The sequence below is a fragment of the Arthrobacter sp. UYCu511 genome (genome assembly GCF_040547105.1).
In the GTDB taxonomy this organism is placed as follows: domain Bacteria; phylum Actinomycetota; class Actinomycetes; order Actinomycetales; family Micrococcaceae; genus Specibacter; species Specibacter psychrochitiniphilus.
In genome coordinates, this window is sequence record NZ_JBEPPB010000012.1 from 96379 (window position 1) to 117014 (window position 20636).

The following is a 20636-nucleotide window of genomic DNA, read 5'->3' on the forward strand; positions in this document are numbered from 1 at the left end:
CGCATTTCATGCCTCCCTCTATAGAGTGGATTCCATGACTCTTGCTGATGTGAATACTGCGCCCGATTCGTCTCCCACACCCCCGGTTGCCAAGAAGGTTCCCGTGGAGCGCACCCACCACGGCGATACTTTTGTGGATAACTACGAATGGCTGCGGGAGAAGGAAAACCCGGATGTGGTGGCGCACTTGAACGCCGAGCAGGCGTACACGGACGCCGTCACGGCCGGTCAGGAGCAGCTGCGCACGGACATCTTCAACGAGATCAAGAACCGTACCCAGGAAACCGACCTGTCGGTGCCCAGCCGCAAGGACGGCTGGTGGTACTACTCGCGCATGGTTGAGGGTCAGTCCTATGGCATCCAGTGCCGGGTGAAGGCCGAAAGTAACGGCACTCTTGAGGATTGGACCCCGCCGCTGGTGGAGCCGGGCGTTCCGGTGGATGGCGAGGAAATCTTGCTGGACGGCAACGCAGAAGCGGAGGGCCAGCCCTTCTTCTCTCTTGGCGGCGCCGCCGTGACCCGCGACGGGAACCTGTACGCCTACGCTGTGGACAATGCAGGAGACGAGCTGTTCACCATTCGCATCAAGGATCTGCGCACCGGGGAACTGTTGAGCGAAACCATTGAGAACGCCTTCTACGGATTGGCCTTCTCCCCCGATGGGCGCACCCTCTTTTACGTACTTGCCGATGATTCATGGCGTCCGCACCAGATCAAAACCCACGTCCTGGACACACCGGTAGAGAGCGATCAGATCCTCTACCAGGAGGACGATGTGGCCATGTGGACCGGGTTTGGCCTCTCCGCTGACCGCCGCCACCTCATGATCAGCATCGGCTGCTCCGAATTCAGCGAGACCCGCCTGCTGGACTTCGCCGCCCCGGAAAAGGGCCTGCAGGTGCTTATCCCCCGCAGTGCCGAGATCCTGTACGACGCCGAACCTTTCCTTTTAGACGGCACCGAAAAGGTCCTGCTCACCCATGACCGTGACGCCGTGAACTCCATGATTTCCCTGGTTGACGCCGCGGAGTTCAGTAAGCCTGTGGAGGCACAAACGTGGGCCACGGTGATTGCCCACGATGACGCCGTTCGCATCAACGGGGCCACAGTCACCGCCACCCATATGGTGCTCTCACTGCGCAAGGACACCATTGAGCGTATTCAGGTGACCGCGCTGGAAGGGTTGGGAACGCCCGGCCAGAGTGCCGCCGTCGAACCTGTCTTTGACGAGGAGCTGTACACCGCGGGCATGGGTGGGAGCGAGTATGAATCCCCCGTCATCCGGCTGGTCTACACTTCCGATTTCACCCCGCCGCGCGTCTACGACTACGTGCTGCCCGCCGCGGGTGCCGAGGGTGAGCTGCTGCTGCGCAAGGAAACCCCGGTGCTGGGCGGCTACCGATCCGAGGATTACCTCGCCACGCGTGAATGGGCCACTGCCAGCGACGGCACACTGGTTCCGCTGTCCGTGCTGCGCCGCGCGGACCTGCCCCGGGACGGTTCAGCCGCCGGAGTGGTGTACGGCTACGGTTCGTATGAGGTCAGCATGGATCCCGGCTTCGGTGTGCCGCGGCTGTCGCTGTTGGACCGCGGCGTGGTGTTTGTCATTGCGCACGTGCGCGGCGGCGGCGAGATGGGCCGGCACTGGTACGAGGACGGCAAGAAGCTAAACAAGAAGAACACCTTCAGTGACTTTGTGGCAGCGACCGATTGGCTGGCAGCGTCCGGCTGGGTAGATCCGGCGCGGATTGGCGCCATGGGCGGCTCGGCCGGCGGGCTGCTCATGGGCGCCGTGGCGAACTTGGCCCCGGAAAAGTATGCGGCCATTGTGGCGCAGGTGCCTTTTGTGGATGCCTTGACCACTATTTTGGATCCGGAACTGCCCCTGTCAGCACTGGAGTGGGAGGAATGGGGCAACCCCATCACGGACCCCAACGTGTACAAGTACATGAAGGACTACACGCCGTACGAGAACGTGCGCCCCGTGGCTTACCCCAAGATCGCGGCCGTCACCAGCTTCAATGACACCCGTGTGCTGTACGTGGAACCAGCCAAGTGGGTGCAGGAACTGCGTGCCGTTTCCACCGGCTCGGCGCCGATTGTCATGAAGATTGAGATGGATGGCGGCCACGGCGGGGCATCGGGCCGCTACGAGGGCTGGAAGACCCGGGCGTGGGACTACGCGTTCCTGGCCAGCGCGATCGGCGCCACGGAACTGCGCTAAACCGGGGAACTTACGCTAAACCGGGCCGGGCACACAAAGGACGGTGTTCGCGGGTAAAGACGGCGGCCTACCACCGTCTTTACCCGCGAACACCGTCCTTATCCGTTAACGCCGCCCGAACCGGCGGCACCGAATCGGCCTTGGTTAGAAGACTGCGGTGAGCGGGTTCCACCCGTTTCCCACTTGAGCCTTGGGCAGCCAGCCACCAGCACCATTTCCCGGATACAACCACAAACCACCCACAGCATCCCGCGCCAACACATCCGCACGGCCATCACCATTGAAATCCCCCGGACTCAACAACGCCGTAAACACACCCCACCCGTTCCCCACTTGCACCCTGGTTGCGAAGCCACCGCGCCCGTCTCCGTCATAGAACCACAGCTTCCCGGCTGTGTCACGGGCCAGGATGTCTGATGTACCGTTGCCGTTGAAGTCACCGGGAGTGAACATCGCGTTGTAAATGTTCCAGCCCCCACCAACACGCACCTTGGGCAGCCAACCACCAGCACCATTGCCCGGATACAACCACAAAATCCCCGCAGCATCCCGCGCCAACACATCCGCACGGCCATCACCATTGAAATCCCCCGGACTCAACAACGCCGTAAACACGCCCCACCCATTCCCCACTTGCACCCTGGTTGCGAAGCCGCCACGCCCGTTGCCGTCATAGAACCACAGCTTCCCGGCGGCGTCGCGGGCCAGGATGTCCGAGGTGCCGTTGCCGTTGAAGTCACCGGGAGTGAACATCGCGTTGTAAATGTTCCAGCCCCCACCAACACGCACCTTGGGCAGCCAACCACCAGCACCATTGCCCGGATACAACCACAAAATCCCCGCAGCATCCCGGGCCAGCACATCTCCCAACCCGTCGCCATTGAAGTCGGTCAGGTAGTTCGTTGCCCCATTGCCAAACGCACTGGGAATTGTGGCGGCCTTGAGTTGGAGCACCTTCAAGGCTGCCGCGTTGATCACTGCGGCAAAGGACGGACTGGCCTTCGCCAGGTTGAACACGGCGCCGTACATGGCGGGGATGCTGGCAGGGTTGGCACACAGGAGCATGGTGCCGCCTGCGTTGAAGAAGCTGGTTGCCCGGGTGGCGAGCGACCACGGTGCCAGCTGTACCGCGTTGCAAAGGTCATCGGAGATGATCACGCCGTTGAAGCCGATGTTTCGGCGCAACATGGTCTCCATGATGGTCGCCGAAAACGGGCCGATATGGTTGGGGTCGATCTTGTCGTAGTAGGCACTGGAAATCATGACCATGCCAATACCGGCGTTGACGGCCGCCTGGAACGGCTGCAGATAAGCATCGTTGATGGTGGTGAGCATGTCATGGACATTGCCCGTCACATCGGTGTTGGCCGTGACTCGACCGAGCCCAGGGAAGTGCTTTGCCGCAGTGACGAGACCGGCCTGTGCCATGCCGTTGTTGAAGGCTAGCCCGTGGCTGGAAACTGTTTGTGGCGCATATCCGTATTCACGTTCGTAGTAACCGATGGGGGCGTTGGAGGGGGCAAACGCGGCGCTCGGCACAGTGTCAAGCACGGGCGCCAGGTTCAGGTTCAGCCCGGCCGCCGCCAATTGCCGGCCCCACGCCAGGGAATTGGCCTGTAGGGTGGCCGGCGCCTGGGTTCCTTGGGACAGTGCTGTGGGGATTGTTGAGAACCCCGGCCCGCTCAGGACCTGGACATAGCCACCCTCCTGGTCGGTGCCCACGAGCAATTTGACGCTGCCCGTGGAGCTAGGGGAAACCTTACTGGTCATGGCCCTGACCACGCCTGCCGTTGTTGTAGTTCCCGTAGCACTGCGGCCGGAGAGGTACACATTTCCCACATGGTTGGCGGAAATCTCTGAAGGGGTAGCTGCGGAAGCTCCCGTGGCACTGGCGGAGACCATGAAGATTTGGCCGATGCGCTGTTGCATCGTCAGGTGGGCTAGTTGCACCGACGGCGACACTGTTGTGGTGAGCGCAGCCGTCGTGCTTGGCAAGGACACGGCAACGGTGGCTTCTCCCGGGGCGGGGCCGGCACCGAAGGAAGCGACGAGGGCTGCGGCAGTTGCACAGCGGGCCAGTCTGCTGACAATGATTCGCATGGTTCACGCGGCTTAGGGTGGCAATACTGGGTTGCGTTTAACCTTACGGCCTTGGCCGCAATTCCACCATGGTCACTATGTGCGTACACTTCACACCATGACCATGGTGGAACAGCCGCTGACGCGTAGAACCGTAGCCGGATACGCGATCGGCTCCCTCGGTACAGGAGGATTCTCCACCCTTCCGGGCCTGGTGTTGATTTACTACATGACGGACACCTTGGGCATTGCTGCCATTGCGGCTGGACTCCTTGTGACAGCGGCCAAGGTGTGGGATGTCATCATCGATCCCATCATTGGCGCCAAGTCTGATTATTCCCTTGCCGTCACCGGTTCAAGGCGCCGCCTCATGGTCCTAGGCGGGCTGCTACTGCCACTCTTCTTTTTCTTGACCTTCGCTGTCCCAGCCGGGATGGGCCCCGGGCTGGCCGGTGTGTGGGTGCTGCTTGCCTTCATGGCGACGGCAACTGCATTTAGCCTGTTCCAGGTCCCCTACATTGCTCTGCCAGCTGAGCTAACTTCCAGTTACGATCAGCGGACCCGGCTACTTACTGTCCGCGTGGTGGTCTTATCGCTCGCCATTTTGTTGTTCGGAGCGGGCGGGCCGGCGTTGCGTTCTCTGGGAGGAGACAATGAGCCCGTGGGCTATCTGCTCATGGCGGCGGTTGCTGGCGTGCTCATTGGATTTTTCATGCTGCTCTCCTCACGAGTGGCCCCACAGGGAATCCAGCGTCGTGGCAAATATGGCCAGTTGGGCGCATCTAGCCAATCTGGCAGCATTGCCAGCAACTACAGGGATGGCTTCGCAGCTCTCAAACGCAGCCCGGCTTTCCGCTCCCTCCTCTTCTGCTTTGCGCTGCAAGGGTTGGCCACTGGCAGCATGCTGGCCGGTGCCCAATATGTGGCCACGTGGGTGCTGAAGAACGAGTCGGCAGTGACAATCCTGTTCATCGCCCTGATTGGCCCGGCTCTACTCTTCGCCCCACTCTGGCGTCTGCTTGCGGGCCGGATAGGAAAAGAACGGTCCTTTAACTACGCCAGCATCATGTTTGGCCTGGCCGCGCTGGCAATGGTGGGTTTACTGGCGGCGCCCGGCGAGTGGATCTATCTGCCCGTAGCCCTAGCTGGTGCCGGTTACGCGGGAATGCAGTCCCTGCCCATGTCAATGCTCCCCGATGTCATCTCCCATGATGGGCAAAAACATGGGGAGGGCTCGGCAGGGATCTTCGGTGGTGTCTGGACTGCAGGAGAAACCACAGGCATGGCCTTGGGGGCCACCGTTCTGACGGCGGTGCTTGCTGCCAGTGGCTATGTTCAATCTGTAGCCGGTGAAACAGCGGCCCAGAGCCCCGCCGCAACCAACGGCATCATCCTCAGCTTTAGTCTGGTCCCGGCGCTGTTAGTTGTTGCCAGCTTGTTGGTATTCCGCCGCTACCCACTGCGTCAGCAGGACATTGATGCAGGCCAGAACATCTCAACAACACCCCGTAGGGAAGGAACCTCATGATCCAGTTCGCAGCCACCGCTGAAGAAATCCTCCATGAGCTGGCCACCCTGCGGGCCGCCGACGCCCCCACTCACGGCGGTAAGGTCCTCTCCTATGTGTACGATTCAGGGCTGGCGGCCCTCGACGATCTTGCGGCGGCAGCCATGCTCGCCGTTCAGCCACTCAACGGTCTGGACCCCACCACGTTCACCTCGGTGGCCGCCATGGAGCGCGACGTCATCGCCTTCACGCGCGAGTTGTTGGGCGGTGATGAGGACGTTGTTGGCACCGTGACCAGCGGCGGGACGGAAAGTTGCATGCTGGCGGTCAAAACGGCGCGGGAGAACTTTCGCGGGCAAGGAGCCCCGCGGCTGTTGGCCCCGGCGTCAGTGCATGCCGCCTTCCACAAGGCCGCACACTACTTTGGGCTGACCCTTGAGTTGGTCCCTGTCGGCCCAGACGGCAGAGCCGATGCCACCGCTATGATCACTGCCATGGTTCCTGGTGTGGCCCTGGTTGTCATCTCAGCCCCCTCCTATCCGCACGCCATACTAGACCCGGTCACTGAGATCGCTGCAGCCGCGCAGGCCAAGGGTATAGACCTTCATGTTGATGCCTGCATTGGCGGGTTGGTGCTGCCGTTCTGGCCGGATCTTCCCGCCTGGGATTTGGCCGTTCCCGGCGTCACGAGCATTTCCGCGGATCTGCACAAGTACGGTTACGCCCCCAAGGGCGCCTCTGTGCTGCTGACACGCGGCCGGGACCGGCAGCGGGCCCAGTACTTTGCGAGCACATCCTGGCCCGGCTACCCCGTAGTGAACCCCACCCTGCTCGGATCAAAGTCCGCTGCGCCGCTGGCCGCCGCCTGGGCAATTATCAAGTTCTTGGGCACCGCCGGCTTTGCGGAGTTGGCTACGTCCTGCCACCGCTCCACGGGGGCACTGCTGGAAACGGTGGCGGGCATTGAGGGGTTGGCGGTGGCGGGAAACCCTACCGGCCCGCTCTTTGCCGTGGCTGTTGATGAGGGTGTTCCGGAAGCAGGGCGGATCGATCCGCACCATTGGGCGGACCGGCTAAAAAGTTACGGGTTCACAGCCCAGTTACAACCAGCTTTCATCCAAAGCGATGGCTCGGTTCTGCCCAGGACAACGCACCTGACCATCACGCCCGTCACGGAGTCCCGCCTACCGGAGCTTCAACAGGCCATGATCCAAGCCGGTGCCGATGTTCGGGGGGTGCCCGGAATCGATCCACATCAGGTGCTGGGCCCGGCGGATGGACCCATGGCTGCACTGTTGGCGGGCGCGGCGCAGCTCCCCCGGAATTCCGCCACTGCCCGCCAAATCCTGGGGGCCATGGGGCTGAACGGTGGCGGGCTACCAAGCGCCATGGCCCCGGTGCTGGCACTGGTGGAAGCCTTGCCCAGTGGCGTCACGGAATGGCTCCTCACCGAACTGCTGGCCGAGCTTCTGGAACCCTAAGCAACAGGCCCTGCCGCCCGTTTGGTCCTTGCTATTTCCCGCGGACCACGGCCGCTGTTGCCTCCGCGATGGCCTGTTCTTCATCGGTGGGCACCACCAGGACCGGAATGAGTGAATCCGGGGCGCTAACAACCCGGGGCTCCCTGGAACGCACCAGGTTCGCGGCGCCGTCGAGCTTCACCCCCAGGGCACTCAAGCGGGAGACCACCAGTGCACGGAAGTCTGCGGAGTTCTCCCCAATGCCCGCGGTGAACACCAACGCCTGAGCCCCTCCCACCGCCACGTGGTAGCCGCCAATGTACTTCGCCAACCGGTAGGAGGCTATTTCCAAGGCCAGCGTGGCCCGGGCATTACCGGCGTTGGCCGCATCAACAATGGCCCGCATGTCATTATCGCCAAAGAGCGCCTTGAGCCCCGATTCCTTGTTCAGCATGGTGTCAATATCCTGCGCTGACATGCCCTGACGTTGCAGGAAAATGAGGATGGACGGGTCCACGTCGCCGCTGCGGGTACCCATAACCAGGCCCTCCAGTGGAGTGAATCCCATGGACGTGTCAATGCTGGCTCCACCCTGGATGGCGGTGAGCGAAACACCGTTGCCCAGGTGAGCTACCACTGCGTTGAACGCGTGCACGGGCACACCCAGCAGTTCGGCGGCACGGCCCGTCACAAACTGGTGGGAGGTGCCATGGAAGCCATAACGCCGGATTCCGTATTGGCGGTACAACTCATCCGGGATCGCGTAACGCCAGGCGTGCTCAGGCAGCGTGCGGTGGAAAGCAGTGTCAAAAACAGCCACCTGCGGCATGTGCGGCCACTTGGCTGCGATGGCCCGGATACCCAGCACGTTCGCGGGGTTGTGCAGGGGTGCCAACGGATTCAACCGCTCAATGGAACGGGTAATTTCATTGTTGATCAACACCGGCTCGCTGAAACGCTCCCCGCCGTGCACCACTCGATGCCCCACGGCATCCAGCGGCCTTTGCGCCAGCTCATCTTCTAACGCAGCCGCTACCTGATCCATCGCCTCGCCGTGATCCGCGGGCCCGCCGGCACCTTCTCCAATACGGTCAATCAGCCCGTTGGCCGCCACCTCATTGGTGTCTGTATCCCGCACCTGATACTTCAAGGAGGAGGATCCGGAATTGATCACGAGCACTCGCATTAGAAATCCTTCACTTGGCTGGTTTGGGCCTGGATGGCGGTGATGGCTACAGTATTCACAATGTCTTCCACCGTGCAGCCGCGGGAGAGATCGTTGATGGGCTTGTTCAACCCCTGCAAAACGGGTCCCACGGCAACAGCACCTGCAGACTGCTGCACCGCCTTATAGGTGTTATTGCCGGTGTTCAGGTCAGGGAAGATGAACACCGTGGCCTGCCCTGCCACTGCTGAGGCCGGCAACTTGGAGGCGGCAATGGAGACATCCACGGCGGCGTCGTACTGAATGGGGCCCTCAATGGCCAGATCCGGGCGGGCAGCTCGGGCCAGTTCCGTGGCGCGGCGAACCGCGTCCACAGCCTCGCCGGAGCCAGATCCGCCGGTGGAATAGGAGAGCATGGCAATGCGCGGCTCCACCCCGAATTGGGCGGCTGTGGCCGCAGACGCAATGGCAATGTCCGCCAGCTGTTCCTCATTGGGCTCCGGGTTGACGGCACAATCGCCATACACCAGCACCCTGTCTGCGAGCAGCATCAAAAATACGGAGGAGACAATCTTTGCGCCGGGACGGGTCTTGACGAACTCCAGTGCCGGGCGGATTGTGTTGGCCGTGGTGTGGGCCGCGCCGGAAACCATACCGTCTACGTGGCCCAGCTGAACCATCATGGTGCCAAAGTAGGAGCCGTCCAGCATGACCTCCCGCGCGTGGGCCAAGTCAATACCCTTATGGGCGCGCAGCCGGTGGTATTCAACAGCGAAGGCCTCCCGTAACGGGGAGAGCGCCGGGTCAACAATGTTAATCCCGTTCAGGTCAATGCCGTGGGAGGCAGCCAGTTCCTCCACCGCACTGACAGAGCCCAGAACCGTCAACTCGCAGACATCCCGGCGGTGCAAAATCTCGGCGGCCGCCAGCACCCTTGAATCATTGCCTTCCGGGAGCACCACGTGTTTACGTTCGCTGCGCGCCCGCTCAATGAGTTCGTGTAAGAACCGCAGCGGGGTCATGGTGGCCGGACGGGGCAAGGTAAGGCGTTCTAATAGTTCGCTCTCATCCACGCTGCGGGCCCATGCGCCCATGGCGGCAGCCACCTTCCGCCGTTGACCCGTAGTGATTTCACTGCGCACTTCACTCACTTCTTGAGCGGCACGGAAGGTATCGCCGTCGTGCGCAAAAACAGGGAAGGGGGCGTGGGCAAGGAACGTTAGAACATGAGGATCCGGGGCCAGCCCACCCGTCAGAATCATGCCACTGGGCACCGGGAATTCAGGGGAAAATGCGGAGGCCAGCGTGGCCACCATGACATCGGCGCGGTCCCCCGGGACAATTACCAGATCATTGGCTTGGAGCTGACTGAGGAAATTCCCCACGGTCATGGCGGCCACCTTGATGGCGTGGACGTCACGGTCCAGCTCAGAACTGCCAGCCATTTGGCGTAAAGAAAGGGCAGCGGCCACCTCCCCCACTGTGGGCCGGGAAATTTCGTCAATCTCGGGGATGGCATAGACGGGGCGGTGGCTGTGGCCCGGACGGATAGCTGCAGCAATTGCTTCCATATTTGCCGGATCGGCCCGGTTGACCATCATGGCCAGCAGTGAGCAGTTCACTGAGGCTAGTTCTTTGCGGGCCACGTCAACGGCGTCAGCAACCTCTGCTGCTGCCAAGCCGCGGGCACCAACCACGGCCAGCATGGGCAGGCCCAAATTGTTGGCCAGGCGGGCGTTGAGATCAAATTCCACAGCCGCATCCTGACCGGTGAGATCAGTACCTTCAACAATGATGACATCCGCGTTCTTGGCAATCTCGGAGAAAATCTCCACGGCGCGAGCATCTATTTCCTCGCGTTTGCCGGCGGCCAGCAGCATGCGTGCCTCTGAGCTGCTCATTCCGGCGCGGCACACCTCTGGGCTCAACCCATAGATGCGGCGCAGCATGGCCACGGTGGGATCGGATTCGGGGTCCGCTGCGGAGGTGATGGGCCGGAAAAAACCGATCCTGTCCGCCCGCCTGTGCAAGGCATCAGCCAAGCCCAGAGACACTAACGTTTTTCCGGATCCAGGAGTGGTTGCACTGACATAAATTCCACGGGCCATGGTCATTTTCCGCCTTTCACGGGTATCTCCCAATCCAAGCACTCTCCAGTGACTTCTGAGGCAAATTGCGGCACGAATCACCCCGCTATTTGCCAGAAGTAAGCAAAGTTCAGTGCCCCCTTTAGAGTGGAGGCATGGATGGAATGAGCGATCTGCTTTTTTGCCGTACGTCCGGAACCCTCAGCGTGATAGTGGTGTCCTTGAACGTGCTGAGCGTGGCCGTGATGTGTGCTGCTTTGGCGCTTCTGGGCCGGCGGAACCAGCTGGGTTGGTGGCTGGTTGCGGCAGGTTTCATCTGCGCAAGCGCAGCAGCTTTGATCAACAATGTGAGCTCCGCAGGTGGTTCTACAGTGGTACTGGCTCTGACTTTGATCAGCCTTGTTATTACCCTGGTGTTGACTGCGGGTGTGGGAGTTTACGGCCTCCTCATGTTCCAAAAATTTCCGCCGGCTAACTCAATGATCCGAGACTTCACGTTGCGGCGCTTTGCAACCTCGGATCTGTTGTTCCCGCTACTCGTGGCGATCCTCTATACGGGCGTATCGCTGCTAGCCACCTTGAGTATTTTCCTCAGATTTTCAGCCAGCACGCCACCCGTTGGAGTGCTGGGCGTCCTGGCGTTGAACGGATTCTTGTTTGGTTTGCTGCCAGCGGGACTGCTGGGCCTGGCACAGCGGTCCCGATGGGGCTGGTTCTTGATTGCGGCGGCCTCGCTGACCGGAATTGTGGGCACAACGCTCTCCGCCGGTGGTTCGGTGCTGATCTTCCTGTTCTTGGCGCAAGGACTCCTGGCGTTGTACGGCTGGGGCCGTTGGGGCTCAATTCCTAAGAGCAGCTGATGCGTTGTTGATCCGCCCCTGGCCGAACGGCAACCACGGTGCCCGGTAGTAAAAGGGTCCGTCAGCTCCAGGGCGCAGAACAAAGCTCGCTTCTCCGTACTTCCACAACCGGTTGAATAAGAACACTGTGACTGTGAGCTCCTGCGCCTCAGGGACTTTCCAATTCCGGGTACCCCACTGGGCGGGTTGAGCGTCTCCACTGACCACCACCGTGGGCCTGGGATACCAGCCCAGCTTCGGCTTGCTGAGGGTCATTTCAAAACGGCGCGTTGCTTTCGGGATGTGACTCACGCCTGCCAGCTTATCCCCGTAGTCCTGTTCAGGGGGCAAAGACGCACCTCGCCAGAGCACCACCGCAGGAGGTCTGGGTGCCAAGAGACCGCACTGGATGCTCTACTCTTCAGGAATGAACAACGCAGCGCAACAGATCACAAATGCCGCGTCCACTTGGTGGAACGCGGTACTGGCAGGCTTCACCCGCACGGATCCTTTAAGTGTCCCTGCCGGAATCCTGCTCGGCATTGTGGCCGTTGCCGTCATTGTGAGTATCCCGCGGGTAACGTGGCGATGGTTTGGGCTCTATGTGACGTTTGTGCACGAGCTTGGCCACGCCTTTGCAGCACTCATGACGGGGCGCGTGGTGCACGGGCTAAAGATTGGACTGGACCATTCCGGCCAGCTGGTGAGCAGCGGACGGCGCGGTTTCAGTGCCACCTGGTCAGGTTTCTGGGGTTATCCGGCCCCGGCAGTAGTTGGGCTGGCACTGGTTTGGTCTGTTTCTGCTGGCTGGGCCGGTGCTGCAGCCTCCATCGGCGCCCTGATCCTGTTGGTGGCGTTGTTGTTTTTGCGCAATTTCACGGGGATTGTAGTGGCGCTACTGAGTGCTGGCATAGCCCAAACCCTTGTCATGTTCGCGGATGCGCGGACTGTCAGCTGGGCTGTTTTGGTACTGGGAATAGCCCTGGGCGTGGGCTCCGTGCGCGACTTCTTCAAGGTGGCAGCCGTCCATACGCGCCGCCGCACTCAGCTTGCCAGCTCCGATGCCTACCTTCTGGCTCAGGCGACAGGCGCGCCGTCGTTCATTTGGCTCAGCGGATTTGCGGCAGTGATTGCCGGGTCCGCCGCGGCCTCGGCATGGCTGGTGTGGGGAATGCTGGCCCGCTAGCCGCGCGTAGTCACCCGGCACTGGAGACTGTGTAGTGGAGATGCACGACGCCGTTGCCAAAGGCGCGCTGCCCCAGCAGTTCCAGCCGGGTTGCGTAATTAGGCGGCAGCATGGCTTTGCCCCCTCCAACAACAATGGGTGAGAGGAACATGTGGATCTCATCAACCAGCCCCGCCCGCAATGCGTGGGCGGCAAGGTTAGCTCCGCCTACGGAGATGTCCATGGACGAGCCGGCCTTGAGCGTGCGGATGGCCTCCGGATCAAAGGTGCGCTCCAGGCGGGTCCGTTCCGTATTCACGCTTTCAAGCGTTGCGGAGAAAACAACTTTGTCCGTTCCGTGCCAGATTTCGGCGTATTCTTGCATCACGGAATTTTGTTCCGGCTGGTGGTAGATCTGCTCCCACACCTTCATGGTTTCGTAGAGGCGGCGCCCGTAAAGGTAGGTGCCAATGCCTCGTTCTAACTCATTGACATAGCCATGGACCTCCTCATCTGGCATGGCCCACGTGAAACTGCCTTCGCGGTCCTCGAGGTAGCCGTCCAGTGACGTTAATGTGGCGTAAATGAGCTTGGCCATGGCGCGGGTCTCCTGCCGGAACGTGACTGTGTTTTTCTCAAGTATTCACGGGTCACGGCGTTGGATGGAAGCTATTTTCCCAACTTTTTCAACAACCACTTAATGGCTTGGTCTCCCGGGTTGCCGAAGGGGTTCTCATCCACCACATACGTCCAGGTGGTGGAGCCGCTGCGCACTCCGGCCGCGTCTAAGTCCACGTGCCCGTCCACCACGTCCAGCTCTTCAACAGTGGTGAGGGCTTCTGCTCGGGCGTCGTCGAGGAAGCCCTCAAAGACTCTGATGGTTTCGCGCCGGAATTCATCCAACGGGTTCTGCCGCCCCAGCGCCCGCAAGTGGATCGCGGCCCGCTGCTCAGACAACTGGGCCAAGTGATCGCTCCACATCCCGTCCAGCACAAAGAGCATTACGGCCTTGCACACGCGGGCCAGCTCCTCCTCCCCCACGGCTTTGAGGAGTTCATCCAGCCGGGGGCCTTCGGCAATGGCATCCAACGCATCCAGTGCCGCTCCCGGGGTGCGCAGGAAACGGTCCCGTTCGGCCAGCACCACCCTGCGCTGGTAGGCGATCAACTCGTTGTACTTCCACGAGTTTTGCTGCGTGGTGAAGCGTTCCTGTTCCGCGAGCCGCTGCGCCCGGTCCAACAACGTGGACACGCCCGCCTTGGTGACCAGTCCGGCGTCGTCCAAGTCCTGGGCAACAGCATCCGTGAGTTCTAGACCGTGCGCCTCCTCACCATTGGCGGCGGGATCCTCCATGCTGGAGAAGATAATACTGGCGCCGGGATCACCCTGCCGCCCGGCCCGGCCCCGCAGCTGGGAGTCCAACCGCGGCGAGTAGAACCGGCCCACGATGACCACCAACAGGCCGCCCAGCGCCGCGACCTCCTTGTGCGCCGCCGGGTCCGCCGGCGATCCACCGAGCAGAATGTCCGTGCCGCGACCGGCCATCTGGGTCGAGACCGTGACGGTGCCACGCCGCCCGGCCTGGGCGATCACCTGCGCCTCCACGCTGTCATTGCGAGCATTCAGGACCTGACAGTCAATGCCGGCGGCCTGAAAAAGTGTGGCAAACCGCTCCGAAGTGGCCACGTTGTGGGTGCCCACCAGAACGGGCTGGCCCGTGGCATGGGCGTCCTGGACCGCCTGAATGACGGCGGCATCGCGCTGCCCGGCGGTGGCATAAATCTTCTCAGGCAGGTCCTGGCGGATGCACGACTTGTGGGATTCGATCCGGCCAGCATCCAGCTCATAGTGCGTGCGCAGGTACTCCGAAACCGCCACGGCCGTGCCGCTCATACCCGTCACGGACTTGAACGACTTAATGAGGTCCCGCACCAGCAGTTGGTCCAGTACCTCGCCCTGCTCCGTCGTGTTCAGGCCCTCCTTCGTTTCCACGGCGGCCTGCAAACCGTCCGGCCAACGCTGCAACGCTGCAACCCGGCCGCGAGAATCGGAGACAATCTGGGCTTTGCCATCACGGACAATGTAGTCAACGTCGCGCTGCAGCAAAACCTCTGCATGCAGAGCGGTGTTGATGGAGGAAAACAGCGGCGTGCCTTCACTGGAATAAAGTTCGACGCCGGGCCACCTCACCTCGACTTTGGCTAGCCCGGCGTCGGTCAGGGACACGTTCCGCTTGTCGGATTCAATGGTGTAGTCGCGGCCTGCGTGAAGCGTTTTGACGAAGTCCGCCACGTCAACTGACTGCAATTCACTGCGTGCCCGGCCGGCCAGGACCAGCGGAACCGTCGCCTCATCCACCAGGACCGAATCAATTTCATCCACAATGCACACCTCGAAGGGCGCCACCATGATTTGTTCCGGTTCGGTGCACGTGCGGTCCCGCAGCACATCGAAGCCAAGCTCATTGACGGAGACATAGACAATGTCGGATGCATGGGCGCGGCGGCGGTCCTCCGACTCCATGTCCTCGGTCACCGCGGCCGCCGTGACACCCAGACGCGCAAAGAACGGGCCCATCCACGCGGCGTCTCGCCGGGCAAGGTAGTCGTTGACGGTCAGAACATGAACGCGGCGCCCGCACAGGGCATGGGCTCCAGCCACCAGTGCGCCCACTAAGGTTTTTCCTTCGCCGGTGTCCATCTCCACCACGGTGCCGCGCAGCATGTTGGCGGCGGCCAGCAGCTGGGTGTCAAAGGGTGTCATGCCTAGGGTCCGGGTTGCTGTCACGGAGGCAGCAAATAAATAGTCTTCGAGTTCCTGATTGCTCCATGAGGCCGCGGGACTGCTCCCAGAGGAGGCTGCGGAACTGCTCCCAGAGGGGGCGGTGGAACGAAGCTTCTGCAGCAGCGCCTCGATCTGCTCGGGCGCGGCGCCACGGCTAGCAGCACGTTGGACGGCTTTGCTGACAACGCCACCGAGGCCGCTGGTGTCTACAACCCCTGGGGCGTTGAAGAGCCAGTTCTTGAACTTGTTAGGCAGGCGCAAAATACCTCGAGTCTCTGGGAACCGGTCCAGCCGGTGCTCCTACCAACGTACCCTCCCCGGCTGTAGTTTCACCGGCGGTTCCGGCAACAGCGAAAGTTCAGTGCCGCGGCGTTTGCCCGGTTGCGCTCAGTACTTTTGCGAAGGCAGCCACAGCCTACTCCTCTGTTTCTGGCCCCCACCTCTCCCCATTACCTCAGACACGCCCACGCACAGCGCCCTACCGTTAGTGCGCTGCGTCACAAAAGGATCATTTGCCACTCAGTTGGGCTGCGGGGGCGACTTTTTGCGGTCTCAATGCTAAATTGTGATGCATAACACTGGCGGCGAGGGCGGCGCCGGAACTCCCGAATCGCCGGAAGGACCTCGCTTGATTAAGAAAATGTCCAACCTCATTGCCCTGCTGTGGCGCGAGGTGCTTAAGTTTGGCGCTGTGGGCGGTCTGGGCTGGTTTATAGACAACGGGATCTACACGTTACTGTGGCACGGCCCCATGTCAGATGGCACCATCAAGGCCCGCGTGGTCTCTACCATCATCGCCACCTTGTTCGCCTGGTTCGCCAGCCGGTACTGGACTTTCCGCCACCGCCGTTCCGAGCGGGTATGGAAAGAATTTGCACTATTTCTGCTGATGAACGGGCTAGGCCTTGGCATTGTGCTGGCCTGCCAGGTCATCTCCCGCTATGTTCTGGGATACACCACCTTCACGGCAGACTTCATTGCCGGCGGCGTGGTGGGCCTGGTTCTGGCCACCATTTTCCGCTTCCTGGCCTACAGGTACTTCGTGTTCAACGAAGAGCTCGGCGAGAAGCTCCAACCCGTCCCGAGCGGATCAGGCCCGGCTCTGGTCGGGGCAGGTCAGCGCTGACACCACCAGCGCTATCTGACACCTGGCACTGGGCCGCTAGCACCACCAGACACTGAGCACCGAGCCTGCCAGCCCCTCCTACTCGAAACGCATGGTCCCCAACACGGCGGGGGCTGCGGGCGGCCCGTCTTGCTGACCATTTGATGTTCCTTGGTCAGCTACTTTTTCCACAGCATCTAAGCCGCCGTTCACTTCACCAAATACCGTGTATCCCCCGGCGGCGTCCCGGCCAATGCTGGTGTCCCCGTAGACAATGAAGAACTGACTACCGTGACTGTTCGGTGAGCTGGTTCGCGCCATGGCGAGGGTGCCGCGTTGATACACATTGTCCGAGGGCGCGTTTTCAATGGGGCCAAACTCGTAGCCAGGCCCACCGGCGCCTGTGGCGGTGGGGTCACCGCACTGCAAAATATCGAAGCCGCCCGTGGTCAGTCGGTGGCAGGTGGTACCGGAAAAGAAGTCCGTCTCGGCCAAGTGAAGAAATGAGGCCACCGCGGCCGGCGCCTTATCGCCAAAGAGTGTCACATCCATGGTTTCACCGTTGAACTCCATGGTTCCAGTCCATTCACGGCTCTGCGCCTTGCTAGCATCAGGGGCTGCCACCGCGTCTGGATCTCCACTGGAATCCGTTTCAGGTATCAGCACCAGCACCGCCCAAACAATGCCCACTATCACCACCACCAGTGCGGCAATCAGCGCCACCATCTTTTTAGAATTGGCACTGGCAGTCTTCTTCAATGTGGGATTGTGCATGCGGATCAGTCTAGGAGACATCCAGGCCCTCCCCCGCCAGAGCGCTACCGGCGGCTGCGGGCAATCACAGCCTCAATCTCCACCGCAGTGACACCATTGGCCAGAAGGAACGCCCGAACATTCACTCCCTCAACAAAATTCTCCACAGCCTGCCCGCGCCCCTGCACCACCGCGGAGAGCTCTCCCGCCTCCAGATGCCGTTCATAGGGATGTTTCACGGGGGCCACCAAATGCCACTCATTAATACCCCGTGTGGCCCGTTCGTCCTCCGCAACCGCCAACTCCGCCTGCCCCAATAACATCAATAGCAACGTGGCAATGAGCCCGGTCCTATCCCGCCCGGCCGAGCAATGAATCACCACCTTGCCCTTTGCCGCAGCTAATTCCTTGAACACGGCCGCCACCCGTTCCGGAAACATCTCCAGCATGTCTGCATAGAGCCGTGGGTGGTTCATATAAGGATGGAAGTGGTCCCGATAACGTGGATGCTCAGGGTCCTCCGTGGGTGAATGGACCACGTTGAACCCCGCCTTGGCGGCCTCACTCACCACCGGGTCGCTGGGCCTGTGCTTACGCTCGCCAGAGTTGCGCAGGTCAATGACGGTACGGACGCCGTCACTGTACAGTTCTCTCCAGCCACGTTCGGTGAGCCACTCGCTGCGTCCCATCCGGTAAATATCGCCTGCAAGCAGATGCGCATTGACGGCCCCCTCCCACTGCGGCCCAGTCACCGCTTTTTGGCCAATCGGTAGTCAAGGCCGTTGCGCACTTGCGGCCATTCGGCAGCCAGAATGGAGAAGACCGCTGTGTCCCGCAACGAGCCATCAGCCATGCGGATGTGCGCGCGCAGCACGCCGTCCTGTTTGGCGCCGAGCCGGGCAATGGCTTCGCGTGATTGCATGTTCATCCAGTGCGTGCGGAATTCAACGGCCACACAGCCCAGACTTTCAAAGGCGTGCCCTAGAAGCAGCCGCTTGGCGTCTGGGTTGGTGCCGCTACCTTGCACGCTCGCGGCATTCCACGTGGAGCCAATCTCCAAGCGAGGCACGCCTGCGTCAATGTTCATGTAGGTAGTCATGCCGATGACCTGCCCAGGCTCTCCCGTCTCCGGATCGTTGAGTCTTATGGTGAACGGCAGCATGGAGCCGACCTCTTGGAGGGCAAGACGCCGCTGAATCTCCTGGCTCATTGCCTCTGGCCTCGGAACGGAGGTGTACCAAAGGTTCCACAACTCCCCGTCTGAGGCAGCAGCCACCAAACCCTCATGATGTTCCAGACTCAGCGGCTCAAGCGTTACGTACTTACCCCGGAGGGTAACTGGGGCAATCTCGGTCATGGGAAAACCCTAGCCGATGCCGTGCCCTGAACTTATGCGTACCTCACACTGATGAACCATGCGCATATTGGTTGATGCGCCACCCAGCCCAGCGCAGCGCATATTTTTTCGCGGCACGGCGAATCCGCACACGCTGGCCGCTTGGTGGTCTGAAACCATGAGCTGGCAGAGGTGGAACCCTCCGATGAGGCGTTCATGTGTGGGCGTTGGGTCAGCGCATTTTGGGGGAAGGCCTACCAAAGGCCGCAATCCTAGTTCACCATGGCCAATCCCGAGGGCAATGAATTCTGCATCGGCTGAAAGCTAGATACAACAAAGGCCGGACAGCGGTGTAACCGCTGCCCGGCCTTTGTTCTACAACTCTTAGATGCCGAGCCCTATGAAACTAGTGACGACGGCGGACCGAGAGTACTGAGAACGCGCCCAGCGCAAGCAGCATCAATGCGGCACCGATGAATATGACCGAGCTCGTGGAACTCAGACCCGTATGAGCCAGATCATCCTCGCCAGCCGGAGTCGTCGCAGGCGTCGTAGCCGGGGTCGTCGCGGGTGTACTAGCAGGCGTCGTAGCCGGGGTCGTCGCAGGCGTCGTAGCCGGGGTCGTCGCAGGCGTAGTAGCCGGGGTCGTCGCAGGCGTAGTAGCCGGGGTCGTCGCAGGCGTAGTAGCCGGCGTCGTCGCAGGCGTAGTAGCCGGCGTCGTCGCAGGCGTAGTAGCCGGCGTCGTCGCAGGCGTAGTAGCCGGCGTGGTCGCAGGCGTAGTAGCCGGAGACGGGGTCGGGCGCACGTCTACTTGGCAGCCGAAGTCATCGTCTCCGAGCAACGGGAAAGCGTGCATCTCAGATCCAACTCCACGGTGATTCAAGTTCCCCGCTACGAAGATTCGGCCGTTCGTTCCGGACGCAGAGACCTCAGTAGTCCCTCCTGAGGAGGGCACCAAGATGCTGCCCGGAATTTGTGCCGAACCGCCAACACTCACATTGGCCGCCCCCTCGAAGTTCCACACCAGCCGCGCCGCAATGGCACCAAACGGAGACTCCTCCGGCGCTGTGGCGTTAGTGCTCATGACAGAGCCAGCATCATCCAACAAGGCATTGAAGAAGAGTCCAGCGGTAGGTACGCCCGTCACGTTGACAACAACACGTGTGTTGGCAGGGATGTCCTTGAACTGCAGAGAGAGGTTGATTGCGGCGGTGCCCAGCTTGCTGCCATCCACAGTAAAGACTTGAGGGGATGAGACGCCATCGCCCGTCAACACAGCGGACCAAGCATCCAGTGCGGCCGTGCCGGTGTCAGGCAGGGCGGAGAACGCCTCTGAGCGCTCTTTCAATAAAGCACTGAAATCCGTGTGGCTAGAAACTGCGGAGGCATCCGGAACGGACAACTCGCCACCATTTGTGACCAGTTTCCCGGCCGGGACTTTGTTGGCACCCGCAATACGTACGGCCCCGCCTTGGTCCGTGCCGAATCCAACGTCAAGGGTGGTCCCGTTGCTGCTTGCATCCCCGCCCACCAGCAGCATATCCGCGCCGGGTGTAGGTCTAATCTGCGAGCCAACTCCAACAACCCCAATGTTGTACCGGCTCGCATCAGCCTTATTAAAAGAGGCATCTCCCATGACCACAACGAGCCCTTCAGCTTCAGCTGCCTTCTCAGACACCGTGAAGTTGCCGCCAACAAAAATATTGGTGTTGTTGTCAAACCCTTCCACCGCACCGTTGCCCAGCCCGGGCATGTTCTCCGGGCAGGCAAACCCGCCGTCAGCATTTGCCGTGGGAATCACTGCCAAGAATCCGCCCACAGTCAACGCTGCCGCCAATGCGGACGCGGCCAGAATGGCTGAGCCCCTGACGGAACTCGAACTACTTTTTTTCAAAATTCTCAACCCCAATTGTTTGCAACCATGACACCCCGTACTCGTGGGTAACATATTTGAAACTATCCAAAAGGACCATGAAGCGCACCTCAGTCCATCTTCTCCCGCAGATCGCTGAGCGTTCGGGCTGAAACAACGTCAAGCAGGGAGGATTGAACTTGTTCGATATTGATTGATAATGGCCCACCCTGACCATTCGGGCAAGCAACATTCGCTAAACTAGCTATTTGGCCAGTAG

The 20636-nt window shown here is 61.1% G+C and carries 16 protein-coding genes; 6 read left to right on the forward strand and 10 right to left on the reverse strand.

Annotation, left to right across the window (positions count from 1 at the left end; all coding sequences use genetic code 11):
- Positions 1-34: 34 nt before the first annotated feature.
- Positions 35-2224: a S9 family peptidase gene (locus ABIB48_RS15185; RefSeq protein ID WP_354213525.1), complete on the forward strand. Its 2190-nt coding sequence runs from the start codon at positions 35-37 to the stop codon at positions 2222-2224.
- 144 nt (positions 2225-2368) lie between these two features.
- Here ABIB48_RS15185 and ABIB48_RS15190 read toward each other — a convergent pair whose 3' ends face one another.
- Entirely contained in the window at positions 2369-4324 is a 1956-nt protein-coding gene (locus tag ABIB48_RS15190) for a glycoside hydrolase family 3 N-terminal domain-containing protein (RefSeq protein ID WP_354213526.1), read from the reverse strand.
- A 97-nt stretch (positions 4325-4421) separates the two neighbouring features.
- Here ABIB48_RS15190 and ABIB48_RS15195 point away from each other — a divergent pair, with 97 nt between their 5' ends.
- Both ABIB48_RS15195 and ABIB48_RS15200 read left to right on the forward strand, forming a co-directional pair.
- Positions 4422-5831 (forward strand): MFS transporter, encoded by a 1410-nt coding sequence (locus tag ABIB48_RS15195; RefSeq protein WP_354213527.1) that lies wholly within the window; start codon positions 4422-4424, stop codon positions 5829-5831.
- A complete protein-coding gene (locus ABIB48_RS15200) occupies positions 5828-7291 on the forward strand; it encodes a pyridoxal phosphate-dependent decarboxylase family protein (RefSeq protein ID WP_354213528.1) in 1464 nt (487 codons plus the stop codon). Before ABIB48_RS15195 ends, ABIB48_RS15200 begins: the two co-directional genes overlap by 4 nt.
- A gap of 31 nt (positions 7292-7322) precedes the next feature.
- Here the strand turns inward: ABIB48_RS15200 and ABIB48_RS15205 are convergent, their stop codons facing one another.
- On the reverse strand, positions 7323-8456 hold the full coding sequence (locus ABIB48_RS15205; protein ID WP_354213529.1) for an acetate/propionate family kinase: 1134 nt from the start codon (positions 8454-8456) through the stop codon (positions 7323-7325).
- The gene (pta, locus tag ABIB48_RS15210; RefSeq protein ID WP_110105648.1) at positions 8456-10543 is read right to left on the reverse strand and encodes a phosphate acetyltransferase; all 2088 of its coding nucleotides are present in this window, start codon (positions 10541-10543) and stop codon (positions 8456-8458) included. The genes ABIB48_RS15205 and pta overlap by 1 nt, the downstream gene beginning before the upstream one ends.
- Before the next feature lie 134 nt (positions 10544-10677).
- Here pta and ABIB48_RS15215 point away from each other — a divergent pair, with 134 nt between their 5' ends.
- Positions 10678-11382 (forward strand): hypothetical protein, encoded by a 705-nt coding sequence (locus tag ABIB48_RS15215; RefSeq protein ID WP_354213530.1) that lies wholly within the window; start codon positions 10678-10680, stop codon positions 11380-11382.
- Here the strand turns inward: ABIB48_RS15215 and ABIB48_RS15220 are convergent.
- Positions 11362-11712, reverse strand: a complete 351-nt coding sequence (locus tag ABIB48_RS15220; protein WP_146212997.1) for a hypothetical protein — start codon at positions 11710-11712, stop codon at positions 11362-11364. The genes ABIB48_RS15215 and ABIB48_RS15220 overlap by 21 nt on opposite strands.
- A gap of 76 nt (positions 11713-11788) precedes the next feature.
- On the opposite strand from ABIB48_RS15220, the gene ABIB48_RS15225 reads away from it, so the two are divergent.
- Entirely contained in the window at positions 11789-12547 is a 759-nt protein-coding gene (locus tag ABIB48_RS15225) for a M50 family metallopeptidase (RefSeq protein WP_354213531.1), read from the forward strand.
- 10 nt (positions 12548-12557) lie between these two features.
- Here ABIB48_RS15225 and ABIB48_RS15230 read toward each other — a convergent pair whose 3' ends face one another.
- A complete protein-coding gene (locus ABIB48_RS15230) occupies positions 12558-13124 on the reverse strand; it encodes a dihydrofolate reductase family protein (RefSeq protein ID WP_110105384.1) in 567 nt (188 codons plus the stop codon).
- 71 nt (positions 13125-13195) lie between these two features.
- Positions 13196-15571, reverse strand: a complete 2376-nt coding sequence (gene secA2, locus ABIB48_RS15235) for an accessory Sec system translocase SecA2 (protein WP_354213532.1) — start codon at positions 15569-15571, stop codon at positions 13196-13198.
- A gap of 367 nt (positions 15572-15938) precedes the next feature.
- On the opposite strand from secA2, the gene ABIB48_RS15240 reads away from it, so the two are divergent.
- Positions 15939-16436: a GtrA family protein gene (locus ABIB48_RS15240; RefSeq protein WP_354213533.1), complete on the forward strand. Its 498-nt coding sequence runs from the start codon at positions 15939-15941 to the stop codon at positions 16434-16436.
- 78 nt (positions 16437-16514) lie between these two features.
- Here the strand turns inward: ABIB48_RS15240 and ABIB48_RS15245 are convergent, their stop codons facing one another.
- The 4 genes from ABIB48_RS15245 to ABIB48_RS15260 form a co-directional block, all read right to left on the reverse strand.
- Complete coding sequence (locus ABIB48_RS15245) at positions 16515-17189, reverse strand: peptidylprolyl isomerase (protein WP_245932086.1); 675 nt, start codon at positions 17187-17189, stop codon at positions 16515-16517.
- Positions 17190-17233: 44 nt separating this feature from the next.
- Positions 17234-17920 carry a tyrosine-protein phosphatase gene (locus tag ABIB48_RS15250; protein WP_315914412.1) on the reverse strand — a complete coding sequence of 229 codons (687 nt, stop codon included), beginning with the start codon at positions 17918-17920 and terminating at the stop codon, positions 17234-17236.
- Positions 17917-18525, reverse strand: coding sequence for a GNAT family N-acetyltransferase (locus ABIB48_RS15255; protein WP_315914413.1), 609 nt, complete (start codon positions 18523-18525; stop codon positions 17917-17919). Before ABIB48_RS15255 ends, ABIB48_RS15250 begins: the two co-directional genes overlap by 4 nt.
- 385 nt (positions 18526-18910) lie before the next feature.
- Positions 18911-20398, reverse strand: coding sequence for a choice-of-anchor A family protein (locus ABIB48_RS15260; protein WP_354213534.1), 1488 nt, complete (start codon positions 20396-20398; stop codon positions 18911-18913).
- Between the last annotated feature and the right edge of the window lie 238 nt (positions 20399-20636).